The organism is Cryobacterium lactosi (assembly GCF_004403945.1).
In the GTDB taxonomy this organism is placed as follows: domain Bacteria; phylum Actinomycetota; class Actinomycetes; order Actinomycetales; family Microbacteriaceae; genus Cryobacterium; species Cryobacterium lactosi.
In genome coordinates this window covers 52,949-78,480 of sequence record NZ_SOHM01000051.1, presented here as the reverse complement: position 1 = coordinate 78,480, position 25,532 = coordinate 52,949, and the positions used below count along the sequence as shown (strand labels likewise).

The following is a 25,532-nucleotide window of genomic DNA, read 5'->3' as shown; positions in this document are numbered from 1 at the left end:
GCGAGCGCCACGCGCTGCCCGCCGGGCATCCAGCCCTGGCCTGACGGGAGCCGGCCGCGCCCGCGAGCGTCAGCGCGCCGGGCGGGCGACCGAGGACTGGCCGGGGGCGGGGGCGCCCAGAGCCGAGGAGCCGGGGCTCGGCGTGAGGCCCAGGCGGCGCACGATCTCGGCGGCCTCCTCGGCGGGCTTCCGGCCGGCATCGATGGTGATCGCGTTCTCGTCGGATTCCGGCGGCTCCAGCGCCTCCACCTGCGAGTCCAGCAGCGACGTGGGCATGTAGTGGTCGTGCCGGGTGGCCAGGCGTCGTCCGATCAGATCTTTCGACCCGGTCAGATGCACGAAGATCACGTTGTGCTCGCGCAGAACGTCCCGGTAGCGACGCTTGAGCGCCGAGCAGGTGATGATGCCGGGCACGCCCGCCATGGTGTGCTCGATGATCCACGAGGAGATCGTGTCGAGCCAGGGGGCGCGGTCCTCATCGTTGAGCGGCTCGCCGGAGGACATCTTGTCGATGTTTTCCTGCGGGTGCAGGTCGTCGCCCTCCTCGAGGTCCCAGCCGAGCTGGCCGGCGAGGATGCCCGCCACGGTGGACTTGCCGGATCCGGAGATGCCCATGACCACGAGCACGGGTTGCTGATTCTCGAACACGGCTAGATCACCACGTTCAGCAGGAGGACCCCGGCCAGGCCGGTGACGGAGATGAGGCACTCCATGACTGTCCAGGTCTTCAGAGTCTGCGGAACACTGGTGCCGAGGTACTCCTTCACCAGCCAGAAGCCCGCATCGTTGACATGCGAGAGGAACAGCGAACCGGCGCCGATGGCCAGAACCATGAGCGAGACATCCGTGGCGCCGAGACTGGCGGCGACCGGCGCGAGGATGCCCGCGGCGGTCACTGTGGCGACGGTGGCCGAACCCGTGGCGACGCGCACCAGCGCGGCGACGACCCAGGCCAGCAGCAGCACCGAGACGCTCGAGCCGTTGACGGCGTCGGCGATGACGGTGCCGATGCCGGTGTCGATGAGTACCTGCTTGAAGCCACCGCCGGCGCCGACGATGAGCAGGATGCCGGCGATCGGGGGCAGCGAGTCGGCGAGCGACTTCGACACCGCGGCACGGTCCATGCCGCCACCGCGACCGAAGACGATCATGGCGTAGATCACGGCGATGCCCAGCGCGATCATCGGGGTGCCGAGGAAGTCCAGCGTGGCGTTGAGCGGGTCGGTGGAGCCCGGGTTGATGGCGTCGGCGATCGAGCGGGCGAGCATCAGTACGACCGGCAGCAGGATGCCCGAGACGGTGGCGATGAAACTCGGGCGCTTGATGTTCTCCTCGAGGCCCTGGTCGGCAGCGGTGATGAACATCTCGGGGACCGGCACCTTGACCCAGCGCGCCGCGAACTTGCTGAACAGCGGGCCGGCGATGATCACGGTGGGGATGGCGATGAGCACGCCGATGGCCAGGGTGAGGCCGAGGTTGGCGTTCAGGGTGGTGACGGCCACGAGCGGGCCCGGATGCGGCGGCACCAGGCCGTGCATGACCGACAGGCCGGCCAGGGCCGGGATGGCGATGCGGATGAGCGACTGGCCACTGCGCCGGGCGACCAGGATGATGACGGGGATGAGCAGTACCAGGCCGACCTCGAAGAACATCGGCAGGCCGATGAGGCCACCGATGAGTGCCATGGTCCACGGCAGGGTGCGCACACTCGAGCGGCTGACCAGCGCGTCGACGATGCGGTCGGCTCCGCCGGAGTCGGCCAGGAGCTTGCCGAACATGGCACCGAAGCCCACGAGCACACCCACGCCGGCCATGGTGGAGCCGAAGCCGGCGCCGAAGCTGGTGACCGCGGCGTTGGGGGCCATGCCGGCGCCCACACCCACGCCGACGGCGCCGATGGAGAGGGCGAGGAACGGATGCACCTTGAGCCAGGTGATCAGCACGATGATCACGGCGACGCCGATGGTCGCAGCGAGGATGAGTTGCAGGGTGCTGCCGGCGGGAACCACTGGTTCCACCGCCTGAATCGCGCGGGTCACATTCATCTGGAGAATCCGTTCCGGGGCCGCGTCCCTGCGACCTCTTCGTCATGTGGTGAACACGCAGGTCCCCCTCACGGCGCAGGATGCGGCATAGTGAAGGAAGAGGTACGTGATCTGATTAATCTGATTAATCGGATTAATGAAGTGTTACACAACAACGGTGATGTGGTCAACAACACCGAAAGGGCAGCCTGCGACGACGCAGGCTGAAGCGGATCGGTGCGACGGGTCGCACCGGGGGAGTGAGCGTGTGACAGTGACGGCAATGGGCGACGAAACCTGGCGGGACCGGGGATTGCACGCACGGGTGGTGAACGCGCTCGGTCAGGAGATCGTCGACGGCAGCTACCAGACGGGCGACATCCTGAACCTCGACCGGCTGAGCGAACGCTTCGCCGTGTCGCGCTCCGTGCTGCGGGAGGCCCTCCGGGTCCTGCAATCGTTGGGCATGGTGGAGCCTCGCCAGCGGGTGGGCACCCAGGTGCTCGCCCGTCGGGCCTGGGACCTGTTCAGCCCGCAGATCATCCAGTGGCGCGGCCAGGGCGACTACTTCGCCCAGATGCGCGAGATGCTCGAGCTGCGCCTGGGCATCGAACCGGTGGCCGCGCGGCTCAGCGCGCGCCTGATGACCGCCGAGGAACGGGAGGCCGTGGCCAGGGCCGCCGCCGCCATGGTGCAGGCCGACCGGGCCCACGACGGCCGGCGCTATCTCGAGGCCGATGTCGAGTTCCACACCCTGATCCTGCAGGGCGCCGGCAACGCCGTGATGGGCCACTTCGCGAGCACCGTGGCCGCCCTGTTGCGCACCCGGGAGCAGGAGAAGCGCTTCACGATCACCGACTACACCCCGGCATCCGCACATCGGCACAACGACCTGGCCGAGGCCATCGTTGCCGGCGACGAGGATGCCGCGTACGCCTCGGCGTATGCCACCCTCGAGGCCACCCTCACCGAGTTCGTGCAGGAATCGGCGGACGCGACCAGCAGCGCGTAACCCGCGAAGCCGCACCGCCCGGCCCCGGTCAGAGCCGGGCGAGCCGGTCGATGTCCTCGAGGAACTCGGCGGCCACCTGCGCCGAGACCGTGGTGCGGGTGCCGCGGATACCGGCCAGATAGTCCGAGGTGCTCGGCCCGCCGGGCGCTGACTCGTCGGCGCCCGCGGAGAGGGCATCCTCCAGCGCCTGCTGGGAGGCCCGACGGGCGGCGTACTCGATGTCGGCGGGGGAGAACCCATCACTGGCGGCGACCAGGGCGGCGAGGTCGACGGTGCCGGTCACGGCGGCGGGGATGTAGCGCTCCCAAATGGCGTGCCTGGCCTCGGCATCCGGCAGCCCGATCGGCACGACGTAGTCGAATCGGCCGTGCCGCAGGAACGCCGAGTCGAGGGTGCGGATGAAGTTGGTGGCGCAGACGAGCAGCCGCCCGGGCCGCTCGCGGAAGGCCGGGATGAGCTTGAGCAGCTCGTTGGTCACGCCCTGCAGCGGTGAGGGCGGTTCGCCGCCGCGCTGGGCGGCGATCTCCTCGACCTCGTCGATGAAGACCACCGCGTGGTCGAGGTCGTCGATCTTGCCGAAGGTCTCCCGCAGCGCGCCCGCCAGGCCCTGCGGGTCCGCCGCCAGCCGGGACGGGAACACCTCGACGAACGGCCAGTCCAGCCGGGAGGCGATGGCCTTGGCGAAGGTGGTCTTGCCGGTGCCGGGCGGGCCGAAGAGCACCACGGCCTTGGGCGGCACGACGCCGTACCTGTCGGCCATCTCCGGCCGGGCCAGGGGCGTCACCAGCCGCCGCTCGAGCAGCTCCTTCTCCCGCACCATGCCGCCGACGCCCGCCCACAGGTCGCGCGGCAGGATGCGCCCGCCGAGGTCGGCCAGGGCCCGGATCTCCTGGCCCTGCACGGGGATGCGGCGCTCGAAGTAGCTGAGGTGGTTCTTGATCTCGAAGCCGCGGTTGAGGAACGCATCCACCCGGGTGGCGGTCTCCGGCATCAGCGCGGAGAGTTTGGTCAGGGCGTGCGGCGCCATCCGTCGCTCGAGGGCGGCCAGCAGGGCCGAGCCGATGCCGCGGCTCTGCCACGGTTTGGTCGTGGCGAGGAACACGATCCAGCCCTGGGCGTGGGCGGCCCGGCCGACCGCGGCCCCGACCACCTCATTGCCGTGCACGGCCACGACCGCGTCGTCCTTCTGGCAGGAGGCGAGCACTTCGGCCAGCCCGTAGACCGGGTCGGTGCTCGACGCGGTCACCTCCTCCCAGAGGCGCAGGATGCCGTCGAGGTCGTCGGTGTGAAAGTCACGGATGCGCCATTGGGTCATCTGTCTCCCTTGGGGTCTGCGGCCACTATGCCACCCGTGCCCCCTTTTCCTTCCGCGAACCGTGAGCAAAGCACCGAAAACTCGTGATTTTCGGGGCTTTTCTCACAGTTCGCGGAGGGGCGGGGCGGGCTACCGCAGGCCGTCGACCGAGACCAGGCCGTCGTGGCGGCGGCCGTCGAAGATGATCGTGGGGATCTTCACGGTGGCGATCTTCTCCTCGACGAGGGTCTTGTTCGCGGCGATGACCTCGGCCACGGTGTCGGAGCCGGCCTCGGTGACGATCACGTCGATCTGGTCGGCGGACAGGCCGAACTCGCCCAGCCAGTCCACCAGTGTGGCGGTGGCCTCGTCGGCATCCATCGAGTTGATGGTCTCCTGCCACGGCAGGCCGGTCTCCGCCTTCTCGGTGAAGATGCGCTCGAGGATCTGCCAGTCGACGGGGGTCTCGGCGCCGTCCAGCGGGTGCAACCGCAGGGCCTCGAGGTAGCGAGTGACCAGCAACGAGTTGGGGAACTTGTAGCCGTCGGTGCCCGCGATCGGGTAGGCGATGTAGGTGAGGTTGTACGAGGATTCGAAGCCGACCTCCTCGATGTTCGCAAAGAGCGCCTTACAGAAGGTGCAGCCGGGGTCGATGACCTCGACGGCGATCGGGTTCGCGGCGTCCTCGGCGAGGTAGCTCGGATTGGCGGGCAGGTAGTCCTCGGCGGTCCAGGTCTGGAACCGGGCCGGGATGGCCGCAAAGGTCTCACCGAGGCTGGCGAACTCGTTGCCGAAGGCGCCGAGCACGTCGAACTCGCCCAGCGATTCCATGAAGCCCGGAGTCTCGTCCGGGATCGAGCAGGCCTCGGCGCCGAGGGTGCAGGATGCCGAGTCCTGCTTGTTGCAGGTGCCGTAGACGTAGAGGTTGACGGCGCTCTTGACCACCGTGTAGCCCGACCAGATGGTGGTGAGCAGAACCAGCACGGCGAGGATCTCCAGGCCGATACTGGCCGGCTTGACCAGGCCGGGCCGGCGCGCGGCTACGGGGGCGAGCAAGTGGTCCTTGATGTCCTGCTTGAAGGTCGTGTCGCAAGGGCGGAAGGTGACCCGGCGCCAGGTGCAGTTCCAGGCCGTGCCGACGTAACGCCGGTACCTCGCCGAGAAGGCGGCCATGACGACCAGGATGATGAACGCCGCGATACAGAACACTTAGGAGAGGCCTTTCATCAGCCGAGCGAGGGCCTGGGTGGCCGTGTCGATGTCCGACGCGGTCGAGTGCAGGCCGAGGGAGAAGCGCAGCAGCGGGGGCAGCCCGAGCTGTTGTTTGAGGTAGTGGTGCGCGCAGAAGTAGCCGCTGCGCACCATGATCGTGGAGTGCGACAGGAAGACGGCGAGCCGGTGCGAGTCCTGGGCGGGCGCGTACAGGCTGATCACCGGGCTGGCCGCGGTGTTCAGCAGCGTGAGACCCGGGATCTCGGCGAGGCCGTCGTAGAGACGCCGGGAGAGCGCGCCGATGTGCTCGGCGGGAGCCAGGCCGCCGGGGCGGACGCTGCCCAGCCAGTCGATGGCGCGGCCCAGCGCGATGATCTCGCCCCACGCCTGCAGGCCGGGTTCGAGCAGCGCACCCGGGTCGCCCTGCACGAGGTCGAAGTCGCTCTCGCGCACGTCCTGCACCATGCCGCCGCCCACGAAGCCGAGCTCGAGCGAGGTGAGCAGCTCGTGCCGGGCCACGACGACGCCCAGGCTGGCGCCGTACATCTTGTGGGCGGAGAAGCACACCGCATCCGCCTCGGTCTTCTGCAGCAGTGCGCGAGCGTGCCCCATGGCCTGCGCCGCGTCGATGATGACGATGCCGCCACGGGCGTGGGCGTCGCGCACCAGGTCGGTGAGGTTGGTCAGCAGGCGGCCGTCGATGTTGGACGCCGCGTTGACCACGACCACCGCCTTCTCCAGCTGCGCAGGGTCGTAGAGCAGGGCGCCGTCGGCGGCCCGGTCCAATACCAGGCGCTCAACACCCAGCCGGCGGGCGGCCGTGATGGTGGGCAGGAACACCGAGTTGTGTTCGATGTGGCTGGTGACAACGCGGTCGAAACGGCCCATCGGCAGCTGCTGCAGCAACAGGTTGAGGCCGTAGGTGGTGTTGAGGGTGAACGACACGGCGTGGCTCTTGGCCGAGAGCCCGAGCAGGCCGAGCACGGCGCGGCGGGTGTCGGCCACGGCGTTGTCGACCTTCTGGCCCCAGGCGTACTTCACCCGGCCGCCGCAGGCGTTGTAGCTCGTGTAGTAATCGGTGAGGGCGTCGATCACGCTCTTCGGGCGGAGGCTCTGGCAGGCGGCGTCGAGGTAGATCTCGCCGGGCTGCAGATAGCCGAAATCACCCTGCCGACCCGTGTCGAGCGGTGCGGCGGCGGGCCTCTTGAACAGCGTGCTGCGCTTCATTGATCTCAACTCCCGGCTCAGCTTAGAATTGCCGCCGAGCCGGGAGTGGGGACCAAAGTCCCGTTTGACCGGGAGTGGCGCCTTTACACAGCTAGCTCCAAGCGTTGGGCGAGATAGGGCGCTGTACGGCTGTGCGGATGCGCCGCGACGGCAGCCGGGGTGCCCTCGGCCACGATGCGTCCGCCCGCGCTGCCGCCGGACGGCCCCAGGTCGATGACCCAGTCAGCCGCCGCGACCACGCCCATGTCGTGCTCAACCACGACCACGGTGTTGCCGGCGTCGACCAGCCGGTTCAGCTGGGTCATCAGCAGCTCCACGTCGGCCGGGTGCAACCCGGTCGTGGGCTCGTCGAGCAGGTACAGGGTGTGCCCGCGGCGGGCGCGCTGCAGCTCGGTGGCCAGCTTGATGCGCTGCGCCTCACCGCCGGAGAGTTCGGTGGCCGGCTGGCCCAGCCTCAGGTAGCCCAGGCCCACCTCGCGCAGGGTTTCCAGACTGCGGGCCGCGCTGGGCACGGCGGCGAGGAACTCCGCCGCCGCGTCGACCGTGAGTCCGAGCACGTCGGCGATGGACTTGCCGTTGTAGAGCACCGCGAGGGTCTCGGCGTTGTACCTCGACCCGCCGCAGGTCGGGCAGGGCGCGTAGCTGCCCGGCAGGAAGAGCAGCTCCACGGCCACGAAGCCCTCGCCCTGGCAGGTGTCGCAGCGGCCGCCGGGCACGTTGAAGGAGAACCGGCCGGCGCCGAAGCCGGCCGCCCTGGCCGCGGCCGTGGCCGCGTAGGTGGAGCGCACGGCGTCGAAGAGGCCCGTGTAGGTGGCCAGGTTGGACCGCGGGGTGCGGCCGATGGGCTTCTGGTCCACGCGCACCAGGCGGTCGATGGCGCCGGCGCCGGTGACCGCGTCGACCACGGTCGGGCTCTCCTCCTCGCCGGTCTCGTCATCGGGGTCGGCCGCGGCGTCGCGGCCGGCCGGCGCGGCGTCGACCGGGCCCTGGCGCAGCTCCCGGCCCACGGCATCCGCCAGCACCTTGCTCACCAGGGTGGACTTGCCCGACCCGGAGACGCCGGTGACCGCGGTGAGCACGCCGAGCGGCACGTCGACATCGAGGTCGACCAGGTTGTGCCGGTTGACGCCGGCCAGGCCCAGCCAGGCGGCCGGCTTGCGGTGCGCGGGCGCGGCCGAGTCCGGCGCGGCCGGGAACAGGTACCCGCGGGTGATGGAGCCGGCCACATCGGCCAGGCCAGGCACCGGGCCGCTGTAAAGCACCTCCCCGCCGCCGTCGCCGGCCCGGGGGCCCACATCCACGAGCCAGTCGGCGCGTCGCACGACGTCCATATTGTGTTCGACCACGAACACCGAGTTGCCGGATGCCTTGAGCTGTTCGAGCACCACCAGCAACGGTTCGGCGTCGGCGGGGTGCAGACCCGCAGAGGGTTCGTCGAGCACGTAGATCACGCCGAAGAGGCCGCTGCGCAGCTGGGTGGCGATGCGCAGCCGCTGCATCTCGCCGGGGGAGAGGGTGGGGGTGGCGCGGCTCAGGCTGAGGTAGCCCAGGCCGAGGTCGATGAGCACCTCGAGCCGGCGCACCAGGTCGCCGGCCACGGTGACGGCGACCTCGGTGACCTCGCCGGACTGGGCCGAACGGTGTGAGCCGGCGGCGCCGGTGAGCTCAGCGGTGGGCCGCAGCACCTCGGCGAGCTCACTGAGGGTGAGGGCGTTGAGTTCGTTGATCGGCCGGCCGGCGAAGCGCACCGCCAGGGCCTCGGCGCGCAGGCCGCTGCCGCCACAGAGCCGGCACGGGCCGGTCTCCACAAAGGGGAGCACGCGCTGGCGCATCTGGGCACTCTTCGAATCCGCCAGCGTGTGCATCACGTAGCTCTTCGCGCTCCAGAACCGGCCCTTGTAGGGCTTGGCCACCCGGTCGCGTTGCGGAGTGACCTCCACGACGGGCTGTTCCTCGGTAAAGAGGAGCCAGTCGCGTGCCTCACGGCTGAGCTGCCGCCAGGGCAGGTCGATGTCGTGCCCGAGCACCGCGGTGATGTCGCGCAGGTTCTTGCCCTGCCAGGCGCCCGGCCAGGCGGCGATGGCGCCGTCGCGGATGCTCAGGCTCGCGTCGGGCACCAGCAGCGACTCGGCCACGGTGTGGGAGATGCCCAGGCCGTGGCATTCGGGGCAGGCGCCGGTGGCTGTGTTCGGGGAGAACGCGTCGGAGTCCAGGCGTAGGGCTGACCCGGCCGGATAGGTGCCGGCTCGGGAGTACAGCATCCGCATCGAATTGGACAGCGTCGTGACGGTGCCGACGCTGGACCTGGAGCTGGGCGAACCGCGGCGCTGCTGGAGGGCCACGGCCGGCGGCAGGCCGGTGATCAGGTCGACGTGCGGGGTGTGGCCCTGCTGGATGAGGCGGCGCGCGTAGGGCGCGACGGATTCGAAGAAGCGGCGCTGGGCCTCGGCGAAGATCGTGCCGAACGCCAGGGACGACTTGCCGGAGCCGGAGACGCCGGTGAACGCGACGATGGCGTCGCGGGGAATATCGACGTTCACGTCGCGGAGGTTGTTCTCCCTGGCGCCGCGCACGCGCACGAAGCCATCGGCGGCGGGGTGGGCGGCGGAGTCGGCCGGATCGGCCGGGGAAGTCTGTGCCGGAGAAGTGGAGGGAGTGTGAGGCATTCGATTAACTCTAGTTCGACCCCCTGACACTGAGCCCGGCGCGGCACGCGTATCGTGGAGAAGTCGATCCGCGAAAGGCTTTTCCCAGATGCGCCGCACCATGTTCAAATCCAAGATCCACCGCGCCACCGTGACGCACTCCGCACTGCACTACGTGGGGTCGCTGACCGTCGACCTCGACCTGCTCGACGCAGCCGACCTGCTGCCCGGCGAGCTGGTGAGCATCGTCAATGTGAACAACGGCGCCCGCTTCGAGACCTACCTGATCGCCGGGGAGCGCGGCAGCGGCGTGATCGGCGTCAACGGTGCCGCCGCACGGATGGCGCACCAGGGTGACCTGGTGATCATCATCTCCTACGCCCAGATGGGCACCAAGAAGGCCAGGGCCTACCTGCCCACAGTGGTGCACGTCGACGAGAACAACGCCATCATCGCCGTGGGCACCGACCCGGCCGCAGCGCACGGCGATGACCTGGAGCGCCCGCCGCACGCGGTCTGAAAATAGTTCTCCACAGGCGTGAATTTCATGCCACAAACGTTCGATACTGAGCTATTCTCACTGCATGGTCACCATCGCAGCAGCCTTCGAACCCGGTACCCCGCCGGATGCCACGCTGCCAACGGCCTCGCTACCAGCGGCGGCGCTGTCGGCCGATTCGCTGCCCAGGCCGTTGATCGCCGCGGTTGAAGCGGTGGAGCACCTGGGGGCGTGCAGCGCCGACTACGACGCGCTCTCCGACGCGGAATTGATCGCCGGCCAGAAGGACCTGGCCAGGTTGCGTGGCTTGGTAGAGACCCGATCGGTGTGGCTGGCGAAGACCCTCGCGCACCGTTCGCGGCCCGAGTTGGGCCAGCGGGGCCTGGCCGCCCGACAGGGTTTTCTGTCTCCGGCCGAGCTGATCCAGACCCTCACCGGTTCCACCCGCGCCGATGCCCGGAAGCTTGTGGATGTGGGAACGATGCTCGGCGATACCGAGGCCGCTCAGGCGGCCGCCGCGGCGGCCGCCGCCGAGGACGAAGCGGCCCGCCGGCAACTCGACGAGGAGGCCGGGCTCGGCGGCGCCGGCCGGGACGAGGTCGGTGGAGTTGACGGTGTTGACGGGGCCGACGGGGCTCACGGAATTGATGGGGTTGATGGAGTCGGCGATCTCGATCGCCTCGACTGTGCCGACGCGGGTTTGTTGCCCTGGTACAGCCCGATCTCCGTCGCCGTCGCCACCGGAACCCTCACCGTTTCTGCGGCACATGCGATCCGGGCCGGCCTCGGGAAGATCGACGAGGTGATCACCGCCGGGGCTCTTCGGGCTGCCGTGCAGAAGCTCCTCGCCGAGGCGACGGAGATGACCGTCGACGAGCTACTCAAACGCTCCCGCCGCATGCGCGACACCCTCGACGAAGCCGGCATCGCCACCCGCGAGCAGAAAGCCTGGGACGATCGCTACCTGCGGATTTGGACCAGCGACTCCGGACAGGTGCACCTCAACGGACAGTTCCCACCCGAGCAGGGCGCATTCCTGCTCTCCGTGTACGACAGCGCCACGGGGCCGCGCCGAGGCGGAGTGCGCTTCGTCGACCCGGACCGGGCCGCCTGGGCCAAAGCCGTCCAGGACGACCCGCGCAGCACCGACCAACTCACCGCCGACACCTTCATTGACCTGCTCAAGGCTGGCGGCACCGTCAACCCGAACCGCATGCTGGGCGGCCGCATCCCCGCCGTCCGGGTCCTCGTCACCCCACCCGCGGCATCCGCGCCATCACCTCACGACCCGACCGAGGTGCTCGTGGCGATTCCCGACGGCACCGGGCACGGCTTCATCGAAGGCCACCCCCAACCGGTCTGCCGCGAGACCATAAACCGGATCATCTGCACCAGCGGCACCATCGAGGTCACCTTCGACGACGATGGCCAGCCCCTCAACCTCGGCCGCGAAGAACGCATCTTCACCGCCGCGCAACGCATCGCACTGGCCGCGCGCGACGGCGGCTGCCGATGGGGAGACTGCGACAGACCCCCCTCCCGAACCGAAGCCCACCACCTCGAAGAATGGGCACGCGACCACGGCGCCACCGACATTCGTGTCGGAATCCTGCTCTGCCCGCCCCACCACCGACTGCTCCACGCCCAGGGCTGGCAGATCTTCGAGAACCACGGGGTCTACTGGCTGAGGCCACCGGCAACCGTCGACCCAGGACAGGCACTGATCCGGATGCGCAATACGAGCGCCGCCGCCACGGACGAGCAGGCGAACCGAGGTGACGTCAGTGGCTGTCGTCCACCAGCTTCAGGCCGATGACACAGCCGATAAGGCCGAGGATAAGCAGAACCTTGATCAGGGACGCCGGCTCCCCGCCGAAGATCATTGCGTACAGCACGGTCAGGGCGGCGCCGATTCCCACCCAGACCGCGTAGGCGGTGCCGATCGGGATGCCGCGCATCGCGAACGCGAGGCCGCCCATGCTCAGCACCAAGGCCACCCCGAAGATCACGGTGGGCCAGAGCTTGCTGAAGCCCTCGGACTTGCCCAGGGCCGTCGCCCAGACGGCTTCGAGAACCCCGGACACGATCAAGATGATCCACGACATGACAACACTCCCGTGGCCAGTCTTGTCGCGTTCCGGGTACTGATCCCTCGTCCGGGACCGCGGTGAGCGGTCTCCCGGAAGGTTATCCCGGCGGCCTGTGCAATGACTGGGCAGGCCGCCGGGGTTGGCTACGCGGCCGCGATGATGTCGACGACGAAGACGAGGGTGTCGGTTTCACTGATGCCGGCCGTCTCGTTGCCGCCTTCGTAACCGAGTTCACCCGGCGGGATGACGATGACAACCTGGGAGCCGACGGTCTGCCCGACCAGGCCCTGGGTGAATCCGGTGATCAAGCCGGAGACAGGGAAGGTCGTGGGTCCGACGCCCCAGCTCTGGTCGAACACTTTGCCGGTGGCCCAGATCGCGCCGGTGTACTGCACGGTCACCGTCGAGGTGTCCGTCACGGCAGCGCCGTCGCCCTTCTTGAGTACCTCGACCGCGAGGTCCGCGGGCGGGTCGCCCTTGGGCATGGTCACGGTGGGCTCGCCGTCATCGGCGAGCTTCACGGCGGGGAAGCCGTCGGTGGGCTTCTGGTCTTCGCCGGTGGCGCGGGTGGGCAGCTTCTCCTTGATGTCGATCACGAAGAGCAGCTGATCGGTGGCGGCCACGCCGAGGTCGGTGTTGCCGGTCTCGCCGAAGCCATCCGCGGGCGGGAAGACGACGGCTACCCTGTCGCCCACGTTGGAGCAGGCGACACCCTTGAGGATGCCGGGGATGACGCCCTGGCCGTCGACCACGTTGACGGTGAGGCCGGCGTCGTCGCCGAAGCCGCCGGCGGTGAGCTTGGCCCCGGTGGTCGCGTTGTACGCGGCGTAGGAGATGGCAACGGAGTCGCCCTCCTTCACCGCATCCCCGGTGCCCTCGGTGACGACCGTCCGTTCGGTCTCCTTCGCGGCCAGAGGCGCTTCGAAGGTCACGGTCGGTTCGGCGCCGGCATCACCGGCGACGGTCACCGCGTCCGAGGTCGAACCCGGATCGGTGCAGGCGATCGCCGCTGTGGTGGCCGACGGGGTCGCCGCCGGATCGGGCGATGCCGCACACCCGGTGAGGGCGACGGCCGCAACCGCGGTCAGGGTGAGGAAAGTAGGAAGTGTGCGCACGCAGAAGTCTCCAGTCAGATTCGGGCCTCGAACAGTCTGGCCCCTGCACCTATGTATGCGCTGAATCGCTGCGGCTCCCAGTCAACTCCCAGACAGGTTTCAGTCATGTCTTCGAATTGGGACTTTCGTCCCCTGACGGCGCCGGACGGTGAGATCTAAACTGGATTCACGGCCCCAGAAATCCATCAGGCCGAGCTGGTCGATGGCGACCGAACCCACCGACAGTGGCGCCATGCATATCACGGCAATGTTCTCGTTCGATTGACGCCCTGCCCCACCCGTCGAACGCCGCTCGACGTGGTGAACGCACGTCAAGAGAAGAGCCACTCGTGTCCGACCCGAAGTCCACCTCAGCACATGCCGTCAGCATGGACCGTTGGGCGAGCCTCAAGCGTGAGTACTTCTGGCGCACCCACCGCAACGCCCCCGCCCCGGCGCCGGCGTCCACGGTCGCCGACCCCAACGCCGAGTAGCCGCCGGCTCAGCGATAGCTGGAGTGCGAGCGTACGCGCGTCCGGCTTGTGGCGTCGTCGGCGTTCCCCACTTCGGTAAGGCCAGAGCTGCCGCTGCCGCTGTCGCTGCCGCGTGACCGGCGACCCGACCGACGGGACCTTCTTCCGGGTCCACTCTTGCGATACCGCGATATGATGAATTTATGGAACCGCTGAATCAGGACCCGATCGACAACTTCACGGATGCGAACCGTCCGCTCTACGAGGTGAAGGCCAACCTGTTCAAGGGCTTGGCGCATCCGGTGCGGGTGCGGGTGCTCGAGGTCCTCGCCAACGCCGACGCCGACCTGTCGGTCTCCGACCTGCTCACCGACACCGGCCTGGAGGCCTCGCACCTCTCCCAGCACCTGTCGGTGCTGCGCAGGCACAACCTGGTGGTGGCCGAGCGCCGCGGCAGCCTGGTCTTCTACAGCCTGGCCTACCCGCAGGTGGCCGACCTCCTCGCGGTGGCCAGGCAGCTGCTCGTCGAGATCCTCGAGACCACCCAGCAGCGCCTGATCAGCACGGTGGGCCTGCCCAGGCCCGCGTCGACGGATGCGCGCTCCAGCTTGCTGACCAGCGACGCGGTGTCCCGGTGAGTGTGATCGGCACTGCTGCCGCCTCATCCGGCCGTTACGTGCGCGCCCTGCTGCCCAGCTGGCAGGACTACCGGGACGTGAAGCGCACCTGGCGCGGGGACATCGTCGCCGGGCTCACCGTGGGCATCATCGCGCTGCCGCTGGCCCTGGCCTTCGGGGTCAGCTCCGGCGCCGGCGCCGAGAGCGGCCTCATCACCGCCATTGTGGCCGGTGTCATCGCCGCCGTGTTCGGTGGCTCCAACATCCAGGTCTCCGGGCCCACCGGCGCCATGGTCGTGGTCCTCGGTCCGGTCGTGGCCGCCCACGGTGTCGGCGTCGTCGCCGTGCTCAGCCTGATGGCCGGCCTCATCGTGATCGCCGCCGGCGCGCTCAAACTCGGTCGCGCGGTCAGCTTCATCCCCTGGCCGGTGATCGAGGGCTTCACGCTCGGCATCGCCGTGATCATCTTCCTGCAGCAGGTGCCCGCAGCGATCGGCTCGCAGGCCGGGCCGAGCAGCAACGCCTTCGTGGCCGCCGTGCAGTCCTTCGAGACCGTGGACTGGTCCACGGTGATCATCCCCGTGGCCATGGTGCTCGTGGTCGCCGCGATCATGCTGCTGGCGCCCCTGGTGCACAAGAAGCTTCCCGGCTCGATCGTGGCCATCGTCGTGGTGACCGTGATCGCCAATCTGGCCAACCTGCCGCTGGCCCGCATCGGCGAGCTGCCGAGCTCGTTGCCGTCGCCGATGCTTCCCCAGCTCGATCCCGGTATGCTCGGCTCGCTGGTCGGCCCCGCGCTCACCATCGCGGCGCTCGCCGCGATCGAATCCCTGCTCTCGGCCCGGGTGGCCGTCACCCTCTCCGACACCGGCCCGTACGACGCCGACCGCGAACTGGTGGGCCAGGGCCTGGCCTCGATCGCCTCCGGCTTCTTCGGCGGCATGCCCGCCACCGGCGCGATCGCCCGCACGGCCGTCAACATCCGTTCGGGCGGCCGCACCCGGCTGGCGGCCATCGTGCACTCGATCGTGCTGATCGGTGTGGTCTACCTGGCCACCGGGGTGGTGTCGCAGATCCCGCTCGCCGCCCTGTCCGGGGTGCTCATGATGACCGCAGCGCGCATGATCTCGATCGCCACGGTGCGCAGCATCATCGGCTCCACGGGCTCGGACGCCACCGTGTTCATCATCACCGCCCTGGTCACGGTCTCGGTCGACCTCATCGTGGCGGTCGGCATCGGCATCGCCGTGGCGGCGTTCTTCGCCCTGCGGTCGGTCTCGGCCTCCAGCGGAGTGCACCGCGAGGAGCTGCCCGGCGAACCCGTGCCGGGCGACGAACGCATCGCCCTGTTCCGCCTCGACGGCGCCCTGTTCTTCGGCGCCGCAGAGCGGATGCTCGAACGCGTCAACCAGACCAGCCACATCACCGTGGTGATCATCCGGATGTCGCAGCTTCAGATCCTCGACGCCACCGGAGCCCGGGTGATCACCGAGATGATCCAGGCCCTGGAGCGGCGCGGCATCACGGTGCTGGTCAAGGGCATCCAGCCCCGGCACCTCAAGCTGGTCACCCGGGTGGGCGTGATCACGTCACTGCGCCACCGCAACCACCTCTTCACCGACCTGGACGCCGCGATCGAGCACGCCCGCAGCCACGTCACTCGGGCCGCGACGGCCGGCGGCGCGGATGCCGGCGACTTCGGCTGGACATCCGCGGTCCAGCTGCCCCGGGACTAGCTGCTGCCCCGAGGCGCGAGTGCCTCGAAAAAGGAAGAAGTGAGATTACAGGGACGGAATCGGAACTCCGGTCCTTCTCTGCGACCTTTGTCCCGATAAACGTGCGTCGCTAACGGGCCAGCGAGGCCAGCTCGGCCCGGGTGGAGGCACCCACCTTGCGCAGCAAGTTGGCCACGTGGAACTTGACGGTGTTCTCGCTGATCGACAGCTCGGCCGCGATGGCCTTGTTGCGGGCGCCCGAGGCCACGAGAGCGAGCACGCCCTGCTCGCGCGGGCTCAGCCCCCACTCGGCGGCCGGGGCCAACGGAACCAGTGGGGCGTCGAGCGGCAGCGACACCGCGAGCTCGGAGCCCCAGCCGGCGGTGGCCTGCACGCCGAAGGTGCCGCCGAGGGCGGCGACCCTGGCGGTGAGCGGGCCCACGCCGGGGGAGTCGGCGGTGAGGTTTCCCGCGCCGTCGTCGCGGATCTGGATGAGCAGGTTGCTGCCATCGCAGTCCCACTGCACCCGCACGCGGCTGACGCCGGCCTGTTCCACCAGGGCGAGCACGGCCCCGCGCACGATGGCGCGGCCGGCATGGGCGACCTCGCCGGGCAGGGCCCGCCCGTTCGCCGGCGGATCGACGAACTGCACGTCGAGGTCGCCGAACCGCACCAGCGGCCGCAGGTCGTCGCGCAGCCGGGCGAAGGCCGCGCCCACCGGCTCCTCGGCCAGCGACCGGTCCCGGTCGGACACCGCCCGCAGGCTCACCATGGCGCTCGCGGCCAGGTCTGTCGCCGTCTGGCGGGCGGCCTCTGCGCTGACCGTGGGCGAGCGCAGCACGGCGAGCACCGACTCCAGGGCGGTCGAATGGGCATCCGTGAGGTCGGCGATGAGCTTGGCCCGCTCGGCCGAGGCCGCCCGCGAGTCGAGCAGGTAGGCGGGGGCGGCCGCGGCCACCTGCTGGCGGATGCTTGTGGCCACGAGCTGCCACAACCGGCCGACCAGCGCGAGGGTCGACTCGGGGTCGGCACGACCGGCCGGGGTGAGCTCGGGGTCGGTGAGCACCAGCAGGGCACCGGTACCGGCCAGCCACGCGGTGATCGGTCGGTCGGTGCCGCCGATCACGGCCCGCAGACCCCACGGGTCGGCGGCTTCGGTGTTGAGGGACCGGCGCACGGCGTCCAGCTCGAGCAGGGTGACCTCGTCGATGATCGCCGGGTCGCCGGCCTTCTTCTGCGGCCGGCCGGTGCAGTCCTCCGTGAAGATCACCAGCGCGGTGTGCCCGATCAGCGGCTGCAGCAGCGCGGAGAAGCCGCCGGCAATGTCGAGGAGCGAGCTGGCCACGACGGCCTGCAGGGCATCGAGCAGCTCGATGGAACGGGGGTTGGCGATCGACTTCACCGAGTCAGCCTACCCGGATGCCCGCGGTTGGACCGCTACTCCTACCCATCCGGGTAGGCCGGCTGCCCGTTCGGTGGGCCGCACGCGGGGGTGGGGGCGGCAACCATTGAGGGATGCCCCGTACCGAGACCGCCAGAACCGAGACCGACAAGGCCGAACCCAGTCGCACCGAGACCGCCGGCGCGGCGACCTCAGCAGTACTCGCCAACGTGCAGTCGATCCTGGCCGAGAACACCACCGTGGCGGGCCGGCTGGCCGCGGATGCCGGTGCGGCCGCGAGCCTCGATGCCCTGGCGGCGGGCATCGCCGCCGCCGACCGGGTCTTCGTGCTCGGCGCCGGCCGGTCCGGGCTGGCGCTGCGGATGACGGCCATGCGCCTCATGCATCTCGGCCTCGTCGTGCACGTGGTCGGCGACGTCACCACCCCGGCGATCACGGCCCAGGATGCCCTGCTGGCGGCCAGCGGCTCCGGCAGTACGGCCGGAATCGTGCGCGCCGCCGAGACCGCGCATGCCGCCGGCGCGAGCGTTCTCGTGCTCACCACGGCGCCCGAGTCACCGCTTGCCGACCTGGCCGACGTCACCGTGGTGCTCCCCGCCGCCCAGAAGCAGGACCACGGCGGCACCCTCTCCGCGCAGTACTCAGGCGCGCTGTTCGAGCAGTCGGTCCTCGTCGTCGGCGACGCCGTCTTCCACACCCTCTGGCAGGCATCAGGCGCAACGGCCGACGATCTCTGGCCCCGGCACGCCAACCTCGAATAGGCCAGCCCCCCCCTCTTTTCGCAGCACCCACCGACAACAGAAAGCAGATCCCATGAAGCTTCAGGTAGCAATGGACGTACTCACCACCGACGCCGCGCTGACCCTCGCCGGCCAGGTGGCCCCGTACGTGGACATCATCGAGCTCGGCACCCCGCTGATCAAGGCAGAGGGCCTCCGCGCGGTCACCGCGATCAAGCAGGCGCACCCCGACAAGATCGTCTTCGCCGACCTCAAGACCATGGATGCCGGCGAGCTCGAGGCCGACATCGCCTTCACCGCCGGCGCCGACCTGGTCACCGTGCTCGGCACGGCCGGCGACAGCACCATCGTGGGCGCCGTCGCGGCCGCCACCAAGCACGGCAAGGGCATCGTCGTGGACCTCATCGGCGTGGCCGACAAGGTCAGCCGGGCCCGCGAGGTCATCGCGCTCGGCGCGGTGTTCGTGGAGATGCACGCGGGCCTGGACGAGCAGGCCGAGGAGGGCTTCACCCTGGAGACCCTGCTCAGCGCCGGCGAGAGCGCTCAGGTGCCGTTCTCCCTGGCCGGCGGGGTCTCCACGGCCACCATCGCGGCTGTGCAGCGCGCCGGAGCGGAGGTGGCCGTCGCCGGTGGCGCCATCTACAGCGCCGCCGACCCGGCCGCCGCCGCCGCCGAGCTGCGCGCCGCCATCAGCTAGCAGCCGCAAGCCGCACCGCAAGCCGCACCGCATCCGCCATCGGCGAGTTGCGTCGAATACCCCCTTCAGCGCTCCCGAAGGGGGTATTCGCGGCAAGTCGGCGCCCCTGCATCCGCACGATGTGCCGAAAAATGCCCCTTCACGACGTGTGAAGGGGCATTTTTGCGCTAACTCGGTGCAGCGGGCGGTCCGGCGGCGCGGATGCTGCGGATCCGGGCAGGTCAGCCCAGGAGCAGCTTGGCGAGCTGGTCGGTGGAGTGCACCACGGCGGTGGCCAGGGCGGCCTCCTCCGGAGAGCCGTAGCCCCACTCGACGAGGATCGTCGGCACGCCGTTGGCGTTGGCTCCCTCGGCATCGTAGACCCGGTCGCCGACCATGACCACGGCGGAGGTGTCGACCCCGGCGGCGCCGAAGCGCAGCAGAGCCTCCTCGACGATGTCGGCCTTGTTGCTGCGGGTCTCGTTCTCGGTGGCCCCGACCATGACCGTGAAGTACTGGGCCAGCTCGAAGTGCTCCAGGATCGCGATGGCGGTGTGCTCGGGCTTGCTCGTGGCCAGGCCGAGCGGGATGCCGGCCTCGTGGATACGTTCGAGCAGGCCGGCGACGCCCGGGTACACGGCGGTGTCCAGCGATGCGGGGCCCTGGTAGTCGGCGCGGTACACGGCGATGGCCTCGAGGGCCTCGTCGGGAGTCATGCCGGCGTATTCGACGAATGCGGCCAGGAGGGGCGGGCCGACGTACTTCATCAGCTCGGTGTCGGAGGGAATCGGTCGACCGAGCAGCGCGAAGGTGCGGGCGAGCGAGTTGGTGATGGCCGGGGCGGAATCCGTGATGGTTCCGTCGAGGTCGAAGAGGATGGCGCTCCAGGTGCGCGTCAGGGTGGGGTTCACTCGCAACATCTTAGGGCCGGGGTGGCCAAACACTTGCATGTGAACCCTCATCAGGGTAGGCGCGACACGCCATTCCCAGCCGTCTCCCGCACGCAGCCCACGCGTAATTGTTGTCAGTCTGGACTTTTGCGCCCGGTGCGCTAGAAGAGCTTGGAGGCCGTGTCGTCGAGGCCGCGCATGGCGTCGTAGTCCAGCACCAGGCAGCGGATGCCGCGATCCTCGGCCAGGGTGCGCGCCTGCGGCTTGATCTGCTGCGCGGCGAACACGCCGACGACGGGCGCCAGGTGCGGGTCGCGGTTCATCAGCTCGAGGTAGCGGGTGAGCTGCTCGACACCGTCGATGTCACCGCGGCGCTTGAGTTCGACGGCGACCGAGGCGCCCTGGGCATCCCTGGCCAGGATGTCGACGGGGCCGATCGCCGTCATGTACTCGCGGCGCACCAGGGTGTGGCCGTCGCCGAGCAGGTGGATGTGCTCGGCGAGCAGCTTCTGCAGGTGCGCCTCGACACCGTCCTTGATCAGGCCGGGGTCGATGCCGAGGTCGTGGGCGGAGTCATGCTCCACCTCGTAGATGCTCACGATGAGCTGGTCGGCGGTCTTGGCGTGCGTCACGGTCCACAGCTCGGTGATTCCGGCCTCGGCCTGCAGGTCGTCTGGCGTCGAGACGGCCAGGCTGCACGGCGGGCTCATCCAGTTCAACGGCTTGTACGAGCCACCGTCGGAGTGCACAAGCAGGCTGCCGTCGGACTTGACCATGAGCAGGCGGGTGGCCAGCGGCAAATGCGCGCTGAGTCGTCCGGCGTAGTCAACTGAACATTTTGCTATTACGAGGCGCACTGAACGAGCTTAACCGGCGACAGGGGTGCGTGTGCGCTCGCGGGCGGCCGGGGCGGCCAGTCCGGCCAGGGCCATCAGCACCACGATCACGAACAGGGCGTTCAGGATGCCCACCTGCTCGCCGATCAGGCCCAGCAGCGGCGGCCCGACCAGGAACGCGAAATAGCCGATCATGGCGACGGCGCTGACCCGGGCGGCCGCGTTGGCGGTGTCGTCGGCCGCGGCCGACATGCCGACGGGGAAACCCAGCGACGCGCCGAGGCCCCACAGCACGGTGCCCACCACGAGCAGCCACACCGACGGCGCGAGGATCACCAGCAGCAGCCCGGCCACGCCGAGCATCGAGCAGGCGCGGAGCACGGGCACCCGGCCGAACCTGTCCAGTACCGGACCGCCCGCCACCCGGCCGACCGTCATGGCCGACACGAACACCCCGAAGACCAGCGCGCCGGTGGCGTCGCTCTGCCCGTGCCCGTCGACCACGGCCAGGGCGAGCCAGTCGCTGGCCGAGCCCTCGGCGAAGGTCATGCCGAGCACGATCACCCCGATCATCAGGATGCTCGGGTCGCGCCACACCGCGAGGCTGCCGCGCATCCGCTCGGCCCAGTTCGGCCGCACCAGGGTGTGATCGGTGGGATCGCCGAGGGCCGGCCGCAGCGGAACGAAGCGCACCGCGATCGCGGCGGCGGCCAGCGCGAGGGCGGCGACGCCGATGAGGTGCCAGCCCACCGACACGGTCAGGCCGGCGGCCGCGGCGCCGACCAGCGCCCCGGCGACGGTGCCCAGGCTGAAGCAGGCGTGCAGCAACGGCATCAGAGTGACGCCGAGCTCACGTTCGACGGCGGCTCCTTCGACGTTCATCATCACGTCGGTGGAACCCATGCCGAAGCCCACCAGGATCAGGGCGGCGAACGCGAGCGGCGCGGACCCCCACACCGACGCGGCGACACCCACCAGGGCCAGCCCCGTCGAGGAGACCGCGATGCTCGCCACGATCGCCCGCCGGGCACCGAACGCGGACAGCAACCAGACCGCAGAGACCAGGCCGAGGATCGATCCGGCGGAGAGCCCGAAGATCAGTAGCCCCACCTCGTCGGTGCGGAGCGCCAGGCCGTCACGCACCGTGGGGATGCGGGACACCCACGACGCCAGGCTCAGCCCGCTCACGAAAAACAACACAAAGATGGCATTGCGCCACCCGACCGGTCCTCTGCTCACCTCCCCACGCTACCAAGCCCGCGAACTGTGAGCAGAGCCCCAGAAATCCCGAGATTCTGGTGCTTTTCTCACGGTTCGCGAGAGGGTCAGGCGCCCAGGTGCACCCAGCGGGTGCCCCGGGCGCGCAGCGACAGGGTCACGGCGCGGGCGCCCAGGAAGCCGAAGGCGAATGCGGCCATCAGCCAGGCGAGCCCGGCCGCGCCGTCGGGGGCCCAGAGCAGTACCAGTCCGGCCAGGGGAACGAAGGTGGCGAGGTTCACCAGGCCGGTCAGGGCGAGGTAGCGGGCGTCGCCGGCGCCGATCAGCACGCCGTCGAGCACGAAGACCAGGCCGCCGAGCGGCACGGACAACCCGAGCACGATCAGGGTCGGCGGCAGCAGCGCCGTCACCTCGGCGGCGCCGGTGAACACGCCGCCGAGCACCCCGCTCACGGCCACCAGGGCCAGGCCGAGGAGCGTCCCGCCGCCGATGCCCCATTCCAGGCACCGGCGCAGCACCTGCCGCACCTGCCGCTCGTCGCCGGCGCCGAGACCACGGCCCACCAGGGCCTGCGCGGCGATCGCGAGGGCGTCGAGGGCGAACGCCAGCGTGGCGAACAGGGTCATCGCGATCTGGAACGCCGCGAGCTCCGGCGAGCCGAGGCTGGTGGCCACGAACACCGCCAACAGCATGGCCGCTCGGAGACTCGCGGTGCGCAGGAACAGCCAGCCGCCGCTTGTCGCCCCGCGGAGCAGGCCCGCGCGGTGCGGTCGCATGGGCGCCCGCTCGCGCCGGGCATGCCGCACGACGACAACGAGGTACACCGCCACCATGCCCCACTGGGCCAGCACCGTGCCCAGCGCCGACCCGACCAGGCCCAGGCCCAGCCCGTAGATGAACCAGAGGTTGAGCAGGATGTTGACCATGAAGCCCAGACCGGCGACCCAGAGCGGCGTGCGGGTGTCCTGCAGGCCGCGCAGCAGCCCGGTCGCGGCGAAGACCAGCAGCATGGCGGGCACACCGAACATCGACAGGCCCAGGTAGTCGGCGGCGGCGCGGGTCACCTCGGCTTCGGCACCGAACGCGCCCACCAGGGCGGGCGTCGCGAACCAGCCGGCCGCGGCGAGCACCACGCCGAGGCCGAGCGCGAGCCACAGGCCATCCACCCCCACCGACACCGCGCGACGCCGGTCGCCGACCCCGAGCCAGCGGGCCACCGCGGGGGTGGTGCTGTAGGCGAGGAACACCATCAGCCCGATGATGGTCTGCAAGACGGCGCTGGCCAGGCCGAGGCCAGCCAGGGGCACCGCACCGAGGTGCCCGACCATGGCGGAGTCGGCGAGCAGGAACATCGGCTCCGCGACGAGCGCGCCGAGGGCGGGCACGGCCAGCCGGCGGATCTCACGGTCGATGGGTTGGGGGCGTAGAAGTCTGATGACTCGACTCTAGTTATCCGCACCGACGGGCGGACACCGAGTGAGCGCGGCCCGACCGGCGCCGTGGGGGGTTCGCCCGGTCAGCGGATGCCGATCCGGCGGCGGCGGTCCTTCGTGCTGCGCACATCCCGAGCCAGGCGGCGGTCGCCGTGGTACAGGATGCGCTGCCAGTCGACGGGGCGGGTGGGATCCACGAGCGATGCCGGGTCGAACGGCACCTTCTTGGGCTTCTTCTCGTCGACGTAGAGGAAGTTGAGGAAGCCGAGCCAGGTGTCGACGATGGAGTTGCGGATGCCGATGTAGTTGCGGATCGCGCTAACGGCCATCACCGCGTTGAAGCCGGCGAAGAGGGCGTTCCCCCAGTTCTGCTGGCTCACATCGCGGTACAGGGTGAGCAGCGAGAACAGCACGATCAGGTACGGCACGACCACATACAGGGCCGGCGCGGCCGTGCGGTCCTTCACCTTGGGAGTGCGCACGAAGGGGATCTTCTCGCCCGTCAACATCTGCTGGAATGACTTCAGCACACCGGCCAGGTTGACCGGCAGCAGCACCAGGTTGAACCCGTAGATGCGGAAGATGTCGCTGAACCGGTGGCCGGACTCGCGCAGGTCGAAGCCCATCGCGATGAAGTAGGGCATGGCCGCGAGGAACACGAACGGGCTGAGCAGCCGGCTGTCGTAGGGGTAGGCGAGCAGGAACAGCAGACCGAAACTGCCCCAGGCGATCGACGCCATGTAGTTGCCGCGCAGGGCGATCTCGGTGAGCAGCACGTGCTCGCGGTTGAACCGGCGGGTGCGCAGCTGGTCGAAGAACTTGGGCAGGATCAGCAGGCCGCCGTTTGCCCAGCGCCGACGCTGCACGATCAGGGATCCGAAATCGGGCGGGGTGGCGCTGTAGCTGAGGCGTTCGGGGTAGTTGACCAGCGTCCAGCCGTGGGTGCCCAGGTCGATGCTCGACTCGGTGTCCTCGATCACCGTGCGGTCCTGGATGAAGGTCTTCACGGTGAACCCGGCGACGACCTCGGTTTCGACGATGTCCTCGAGCGCACGCTTGCGGATCACGGCGTTCGCGCCGACCCAGAAGGTGGCGTTGTAGTAGGTCATGCCCTGGTGCAACATGTGCTGCAGATCGGTGCTCGCACCGGCGACGCGCTCGATCCGGGTGGGTGCGCCGCGGAACGCCGAATACGGTGTCTGGGTCACGGCCACCCGGGCGTTTTCGGCCTGTTCGAGCAGGTAGACCAGACGCACGCAATAGTCCCGCAACAACAGCGAGTCGGCATCCAGGGTGAGCAGGTAGGTGGTGTCGGCCACGAAAAGGTCGGGGACGTCGCCGTCCGGCGTCTCGCGCAGCACGACGCCGTCCGAGGTCTGCTCGGTCGTCCAGTTCTTGCCCATCAGCCCGATGTAGGAGTTCAGGTTCATGGCCTTGTTCGCCTCGTGCGAGAGCGAGGAGAAGAGCTTGCGTTCGAAGAAGCCCACTCGGGTGGTGAACAGCCGCGCCAGGCGCAGACCGAGGGCGATGATGGCGTCGTGGCTCGGGTAGGACTCCTGCGCGAGCGAGGCATTCAGGGCCAGCAGGCTCAACCGCAGCTCGCGGGCCAGGCCCATGATGACCTGGTCGACGAAGAACTCGTCCACGTGGTCGGCCACCTGCTCCTTGTCGGCCAGCTCCTCCAGCCAGTCGGCCGCCGCGGCGTAGTCATCGGCGAGGGCCTGGACATCCCCGTGCGCCACGATGCTGTCGTCGGCGAACCGCGTCGCCCTGGCCAGGGCGGCGGCGCGGAACCGTTCGCCGGGTTCGGCGAGGGCCTGCTCGATCTGGCTGGGCAGCGCGCGGGTGGCGTTGAGCGTGGCCAGCTTGCCCGGGTCGCTCGGGAACGGCGGGTCGTCGAGCAGGAGCACCACGCTCAGATGCGGGAACTCCTGCAGCGCCGCCGACCACAGGGTCGCCCGCACGACGTTCGTCTCCTCCGCATAACTGGGCACGAGCACCGTGATGGCTTCGTTGTAGTGGGCGAAGTGCCGGTCCAGTTCACCGCGGGGCACCCTGTCGTGGCTACGGAACCTGTACAGGGCACCCTGTCGGGCCACGAGGTACATCAGTGCCGAGAAGCTGAGGATCGTCACGACGGTCACGTAGCCGACGGCCTCAACGGTGAAACGGAAGCCGGAACCGGGATTGTTGACGAATTCGCGCACGATGGTGGTGAACACGTAGCAGAGCCAGAACCCCACAGTGCATACGATCCCCAGGCGCCCGAGGGTAATGGTGCGGTTCGAGGGGCGAGCATGCACGATCGGCAGCGGCTCGCTGCGACGCTCAGAACCCCACTGCCGTCTGCGTCCCGCGGAAACCTCGCTGGTCAGGTCCATCTTGATCCCCAATTTCCCGCGCCACCCACTTGTATACAACTGTATGTTGATCGT

Annotated in this window: 22 protein-coding genes and 1 riboswitch; of the genes, 8 read left to right on the top strand and 14 right to left on the bottom strand. The window is 69.5% G+C overall.

Annotated elements, in window-relative coordinates:
* Positions 1-69: 69 nt before the first annotated feature.
* Together E3T61_RS21730 and E3T61_RS21725 are read right to left on the bottom strand one after the other, a co-directional pair.
* Positions 70-615 (bottom strand): gluconokinase, encoded by a 546-nt coding sequence (locus E3T61_RS21730; protein WP_134642909.1) that lies wholly within the window; start codon positions 613-615, stop codon positions 70-72.
* A gap of 35 nt (positions 616-650) precedes the next feature.
* Positions 651-2,045, bottom strand: coding sequence for a GntP family permease (locus tag E3T61_RS21725; RefSeq protein ID WP_134642898.1), 1,395 nt, complete (start codon positions 2,043-2,045; stop codon positions 651-653).
* Between the two features lie 262 nt (positions 2,046-2,307).
* On the opposite strand from E3T61_RS21725, the gene E3T61_RS21720 reads away from it, so the two are divergent.
* A complete protein-coding gene (locus E3T61_RS21720) occupies positions 2,308-3,036 on the top strand; it encodes a FadR/GntR family transcriptional regulator (RefSeq protein ID WP_166793360.1) in 729 nt (242 codons plus the stop codon).
* 28 nt (positions 3,037-3,064) lie between these two features.
* Here the strand turns inward: E3T61_RS21720 and E3T61_RS21715 are convergent, their stop codons facing one another.
* The 4 genes from E3T61_RS21715 to E3T61_RS21700 form a co-directional block, all read right to left on the bottom strand.
* The gene (locus E3T61_RS21715; RefSeq protein ID WP_134642896.1) at positions 3,065-4,351 is read right to left on the bottom strand and encodes an ATP-binding protein; all 1,287 of its coding nucleotides are present in this window, start codon (positions 4,349-4,351) and stop codon (positions 3,065-3,067) included.
* 129 nt (positions 4,352-4,480) lie between these two features.
* On the bottom strand, positions 4,481-5,539 hold the full coding sequence (locus tag E3T61_RS21710) for a DsbA family protein (RefSeq protein ID WP_134642895.1): 1,059 nt from the start codon (positions 5,537-5,539) through the stop codon (positions 4,481-4,483).
* Complete coding sequence (locus E3T61_RS21705; RefSeq protein ID WP_134642894.1) at positions 5,540-6,769, bottom strand: aminotransferase class V-fold PLP-dependent enzyme; 1,230 nt, start codon at positions 6,767-6,769, stop codon at positions 5,540-5,542. It lies immediately after the preceding gene.
* Between the two features lie 83 nt (positions 6,770-6,852).
* The gene (locus E3T61_RS21700; RefSeq protein ID WP_134642893.1) at positions 6,853-9,435 is read right to left on the bottom strand and encodes an excinuclease ABC subunit UvrA; all 2,583 of its coding nucleotides are present in this window, start codon (positions 9,433-9,435) and stop codon (positions 6,853-6,855) included.
* A gap of 88 nt (positions 9,436-9,523) precedes the next feature.
* On the opposite strand from E3T61_RS21700, the gene panD reads away from it, so the two are divergent.
* Together panD and E3T61_RS21690 are read left to right on the top strand one after the other, a co-directional pair.
* Positions 9,524-9,934 (top strand): aspartate 1-decarboxylase, encoded by a 411-nt coding sequence (panD, locus tag E3T61_RS21695; RefSeq protein ID WP_134642892.1) that lies wholly within the window; start codon positions 9,524-9,526, stop codon positions 9,932-9,934.
* A 64-nt stretch (positions 9,935-9,998) separates the two neighbouring features.
* The gene (locus tag E3T61_RS21690; RefSeq protein WP_134642891.1) at positions 9,999-11,729 is read left to right on the top strand and encodes an HNH endonuclease signature motif containing protein; all 1,731 of its coding nucleotides are present in this window, start codon (positions 9,999-10,001) and stop codon (positions 11,727-11,729) included.
* Here E3T61_RS21690 and E3T61_RS21685 read toward each other — a convergent pair.
* Both E3T61_RS21685 and E3T61_RS21680 read right to left on the bottom strand, forming a co-directional pair.
* On the bottom strand, positions 11,695-12,018 hold the full coding sequence (locus tag E3T61_RS21685) for a DMT family transporter (RefSeq protein WP_134642890.1): 324 nt from the start codon (positions 12,016-12,018) through the stop codon (positions 11,695-11,697). The two genes, E3T61_RS21690 and E3T61_RS21685, sit on opposite strands and share 35 nt — an antisense overlap.
* 11 nt (positions 12,019-12,029) lie before the next feature.
* A riboswitch (guanidine-III (ykkC-III) riboswitch) is annotated at positions 12,030-12,094 on the bottom strand.
* A 52-nt stretch (positions 12,095-12,146) separates the two neighbouring features.
* Entirely contained in the window at positions 12,147-13,118 is a 972-nt protein-coding gene (locus E3T61_RS21680; RefSeq protein ID WP_134642889.1) for an FKBP-type peptidyl-prolyl cis-trans isomerase, read from the bottom strand.
* Positions 13,119-13,447: 329 nt separating this feature from the next.
* Here E3T61_RS21680 and E3T61_RS22050 point away from each other — a divergent pair, with 329 nt between their 5' ends.
* From E3T61_RS22050 to E3T61_RS21670, 3 genes are all read left to right on the top strand, one after another.
* Positions 13,448-13,591, top strand: coding sequence for a hypothetical protein (locus E3T61_RS22050; RefSeq protein ID WP_165384932.1), 144 nt, complete (start codon positions 13,448-13,450; stop codon positions 13,589-13,591).
* Positions 13,592-13,773: 182 nt separating this feature from the next.
* Positions 13,774-14,208 carry an ArsR/SmtB family transcription factor gene (locus E3T61_RS21675; protein ID WP_134642888.1) on the top strand — a complete coding sequence of 145 codons (435 nt, stop codon included), beginning with the start codon at positions 13,774-13,776 and terminating at the stop codon, positions 14,206-14,208.
* Positions 14,205-15,923 carry a SulP family inorganic anion transporter gene (locus tag E3T61_RS21670; protein WP_134642887.1) on the top strand — a complete coding sequence of 573 codons (1,719 nt, stop codon included), beginning with the start codon at positions 14,205-14,207 and terminating at the stop codon, positions 15,921-15,923. The genes E3T61_RS21675 and E3T61_RS21670 overlap by 4 nt, the downstream gene beginning before the upstream one ends.
* Before the next feature lie 109 nt (positions 15,924-16,032).
* Here E3T61_RS21670 and E3T61_RS21665 read toward each other — a convergent pair whose 3' ends face one another.
* Positions 16,033-17,304 carry a LuxR C-terminal-related transcriptional regulator gene (locus tag E3T61_RS21665; RefSeq protein WP_241992750.1) on the bottom strand — a complete coding sequence of 424 codons (1,272 nt, stop codon included), beginning with the start codon at positions 17,302-17,304 and terminating at the stop codon, positions 16,033-16,035.
* A gap of 113 nt (positions 17,305-17,417) precedes the next feature.
* On the opposite strand from E3T61_RS21665, the gene hxlB reads away from it, so the two are divergent.
* Entirely contained in the window at positions 17,418-18,065 is a 648-nt protein-coding gene (hxlB, locus tag E3T61_RS21660; protein ID WP_134642886.1) for a 6-phospho-3-hexuloisomerase, read from the top strand.
* Between the two features lie 52 nt (positions 18,066-18,117).
* Complete coding sequence (gene hxlA, locus E3T61_RS21655; protein WP_134642885.1) at positions 18,118-18,741, top strand: 3-hexulose-6-phosphate synthase; 624 nt, start codon at positions 18,118-18,120, stop codon at positions 18,739-18,741.
* A 221-nt stretch (positions 18,742-18,962) separates the two neighbouring features.
* Here the strand turns inward: hxlA and E3T61_RS21650 are convergent, their stop codons facing one another.
* From E3T61_RS21650 to E3T61_RS21630, 5 genes are all read right to left on the bottom strand, one after another.
* On the bottom strand, positions 18,963-19,640 hold the full coding sequence (locus tag E3T61_RS21650; protein WP_134642884.1) for an HAD hydrolase-like protein: 678 nt from the start codon (positions 19,638-19,640) through the stop codon (positions 18,963-18,965).
* Positions 19,641-19,771: 131 nt separating this feature from the next.
* Positions 19,772-20,467 carry an endonuclease NucS gene (gene nucS, locus E3T61_RS21645; protein ID WP_130177828.1) on the bottom strand — a complete coding sequence of 232 codons (696 nt, stop codon included), beginning with the start codon at positions 20,465-20,467 and terminating at the stop codon, positions 19,772-19,774.
* Positions 20,468-20,476: 9 nt separating this feature from the next.
* Entirely contained in the window at positions 20,477-21,685 is a 1,209-nt protein-coding gene (locus E3T61_RS21640) for an MFS transporter (protein ID WP_134642883.1), read from the bottom strand.
* Positions 21,686-21,771: 86 nt separating this feature from the next.
* Positions 21,772-23,049 (bottom strand): MATE family efflux transporter, encoded by a 1,278-nt coding sequence (locus E3T61_RS21635; RefSeq protein ID WP_241992748.1) that lies wholly within the window; start codon positions 23,047-23,049, stop codon positions 21,772-21,774.
* Between the two features lie 131 nt (positions 23,050-23,180).
* The gene (locus E3T61_RS21630; protein WP_134642882.1) at positions 23,181-25,478 is read right to left on the bottom strand and encodes a glycosyltransferase family 2 protein; all 2,298 of its coding nucleotides are present in this window, start codon (positions 25,476-25,478) and stop codon (positions 23,181-23,183) included.
* Positions 25,479-25,532 lie beyond the last annotated feature (54 nt).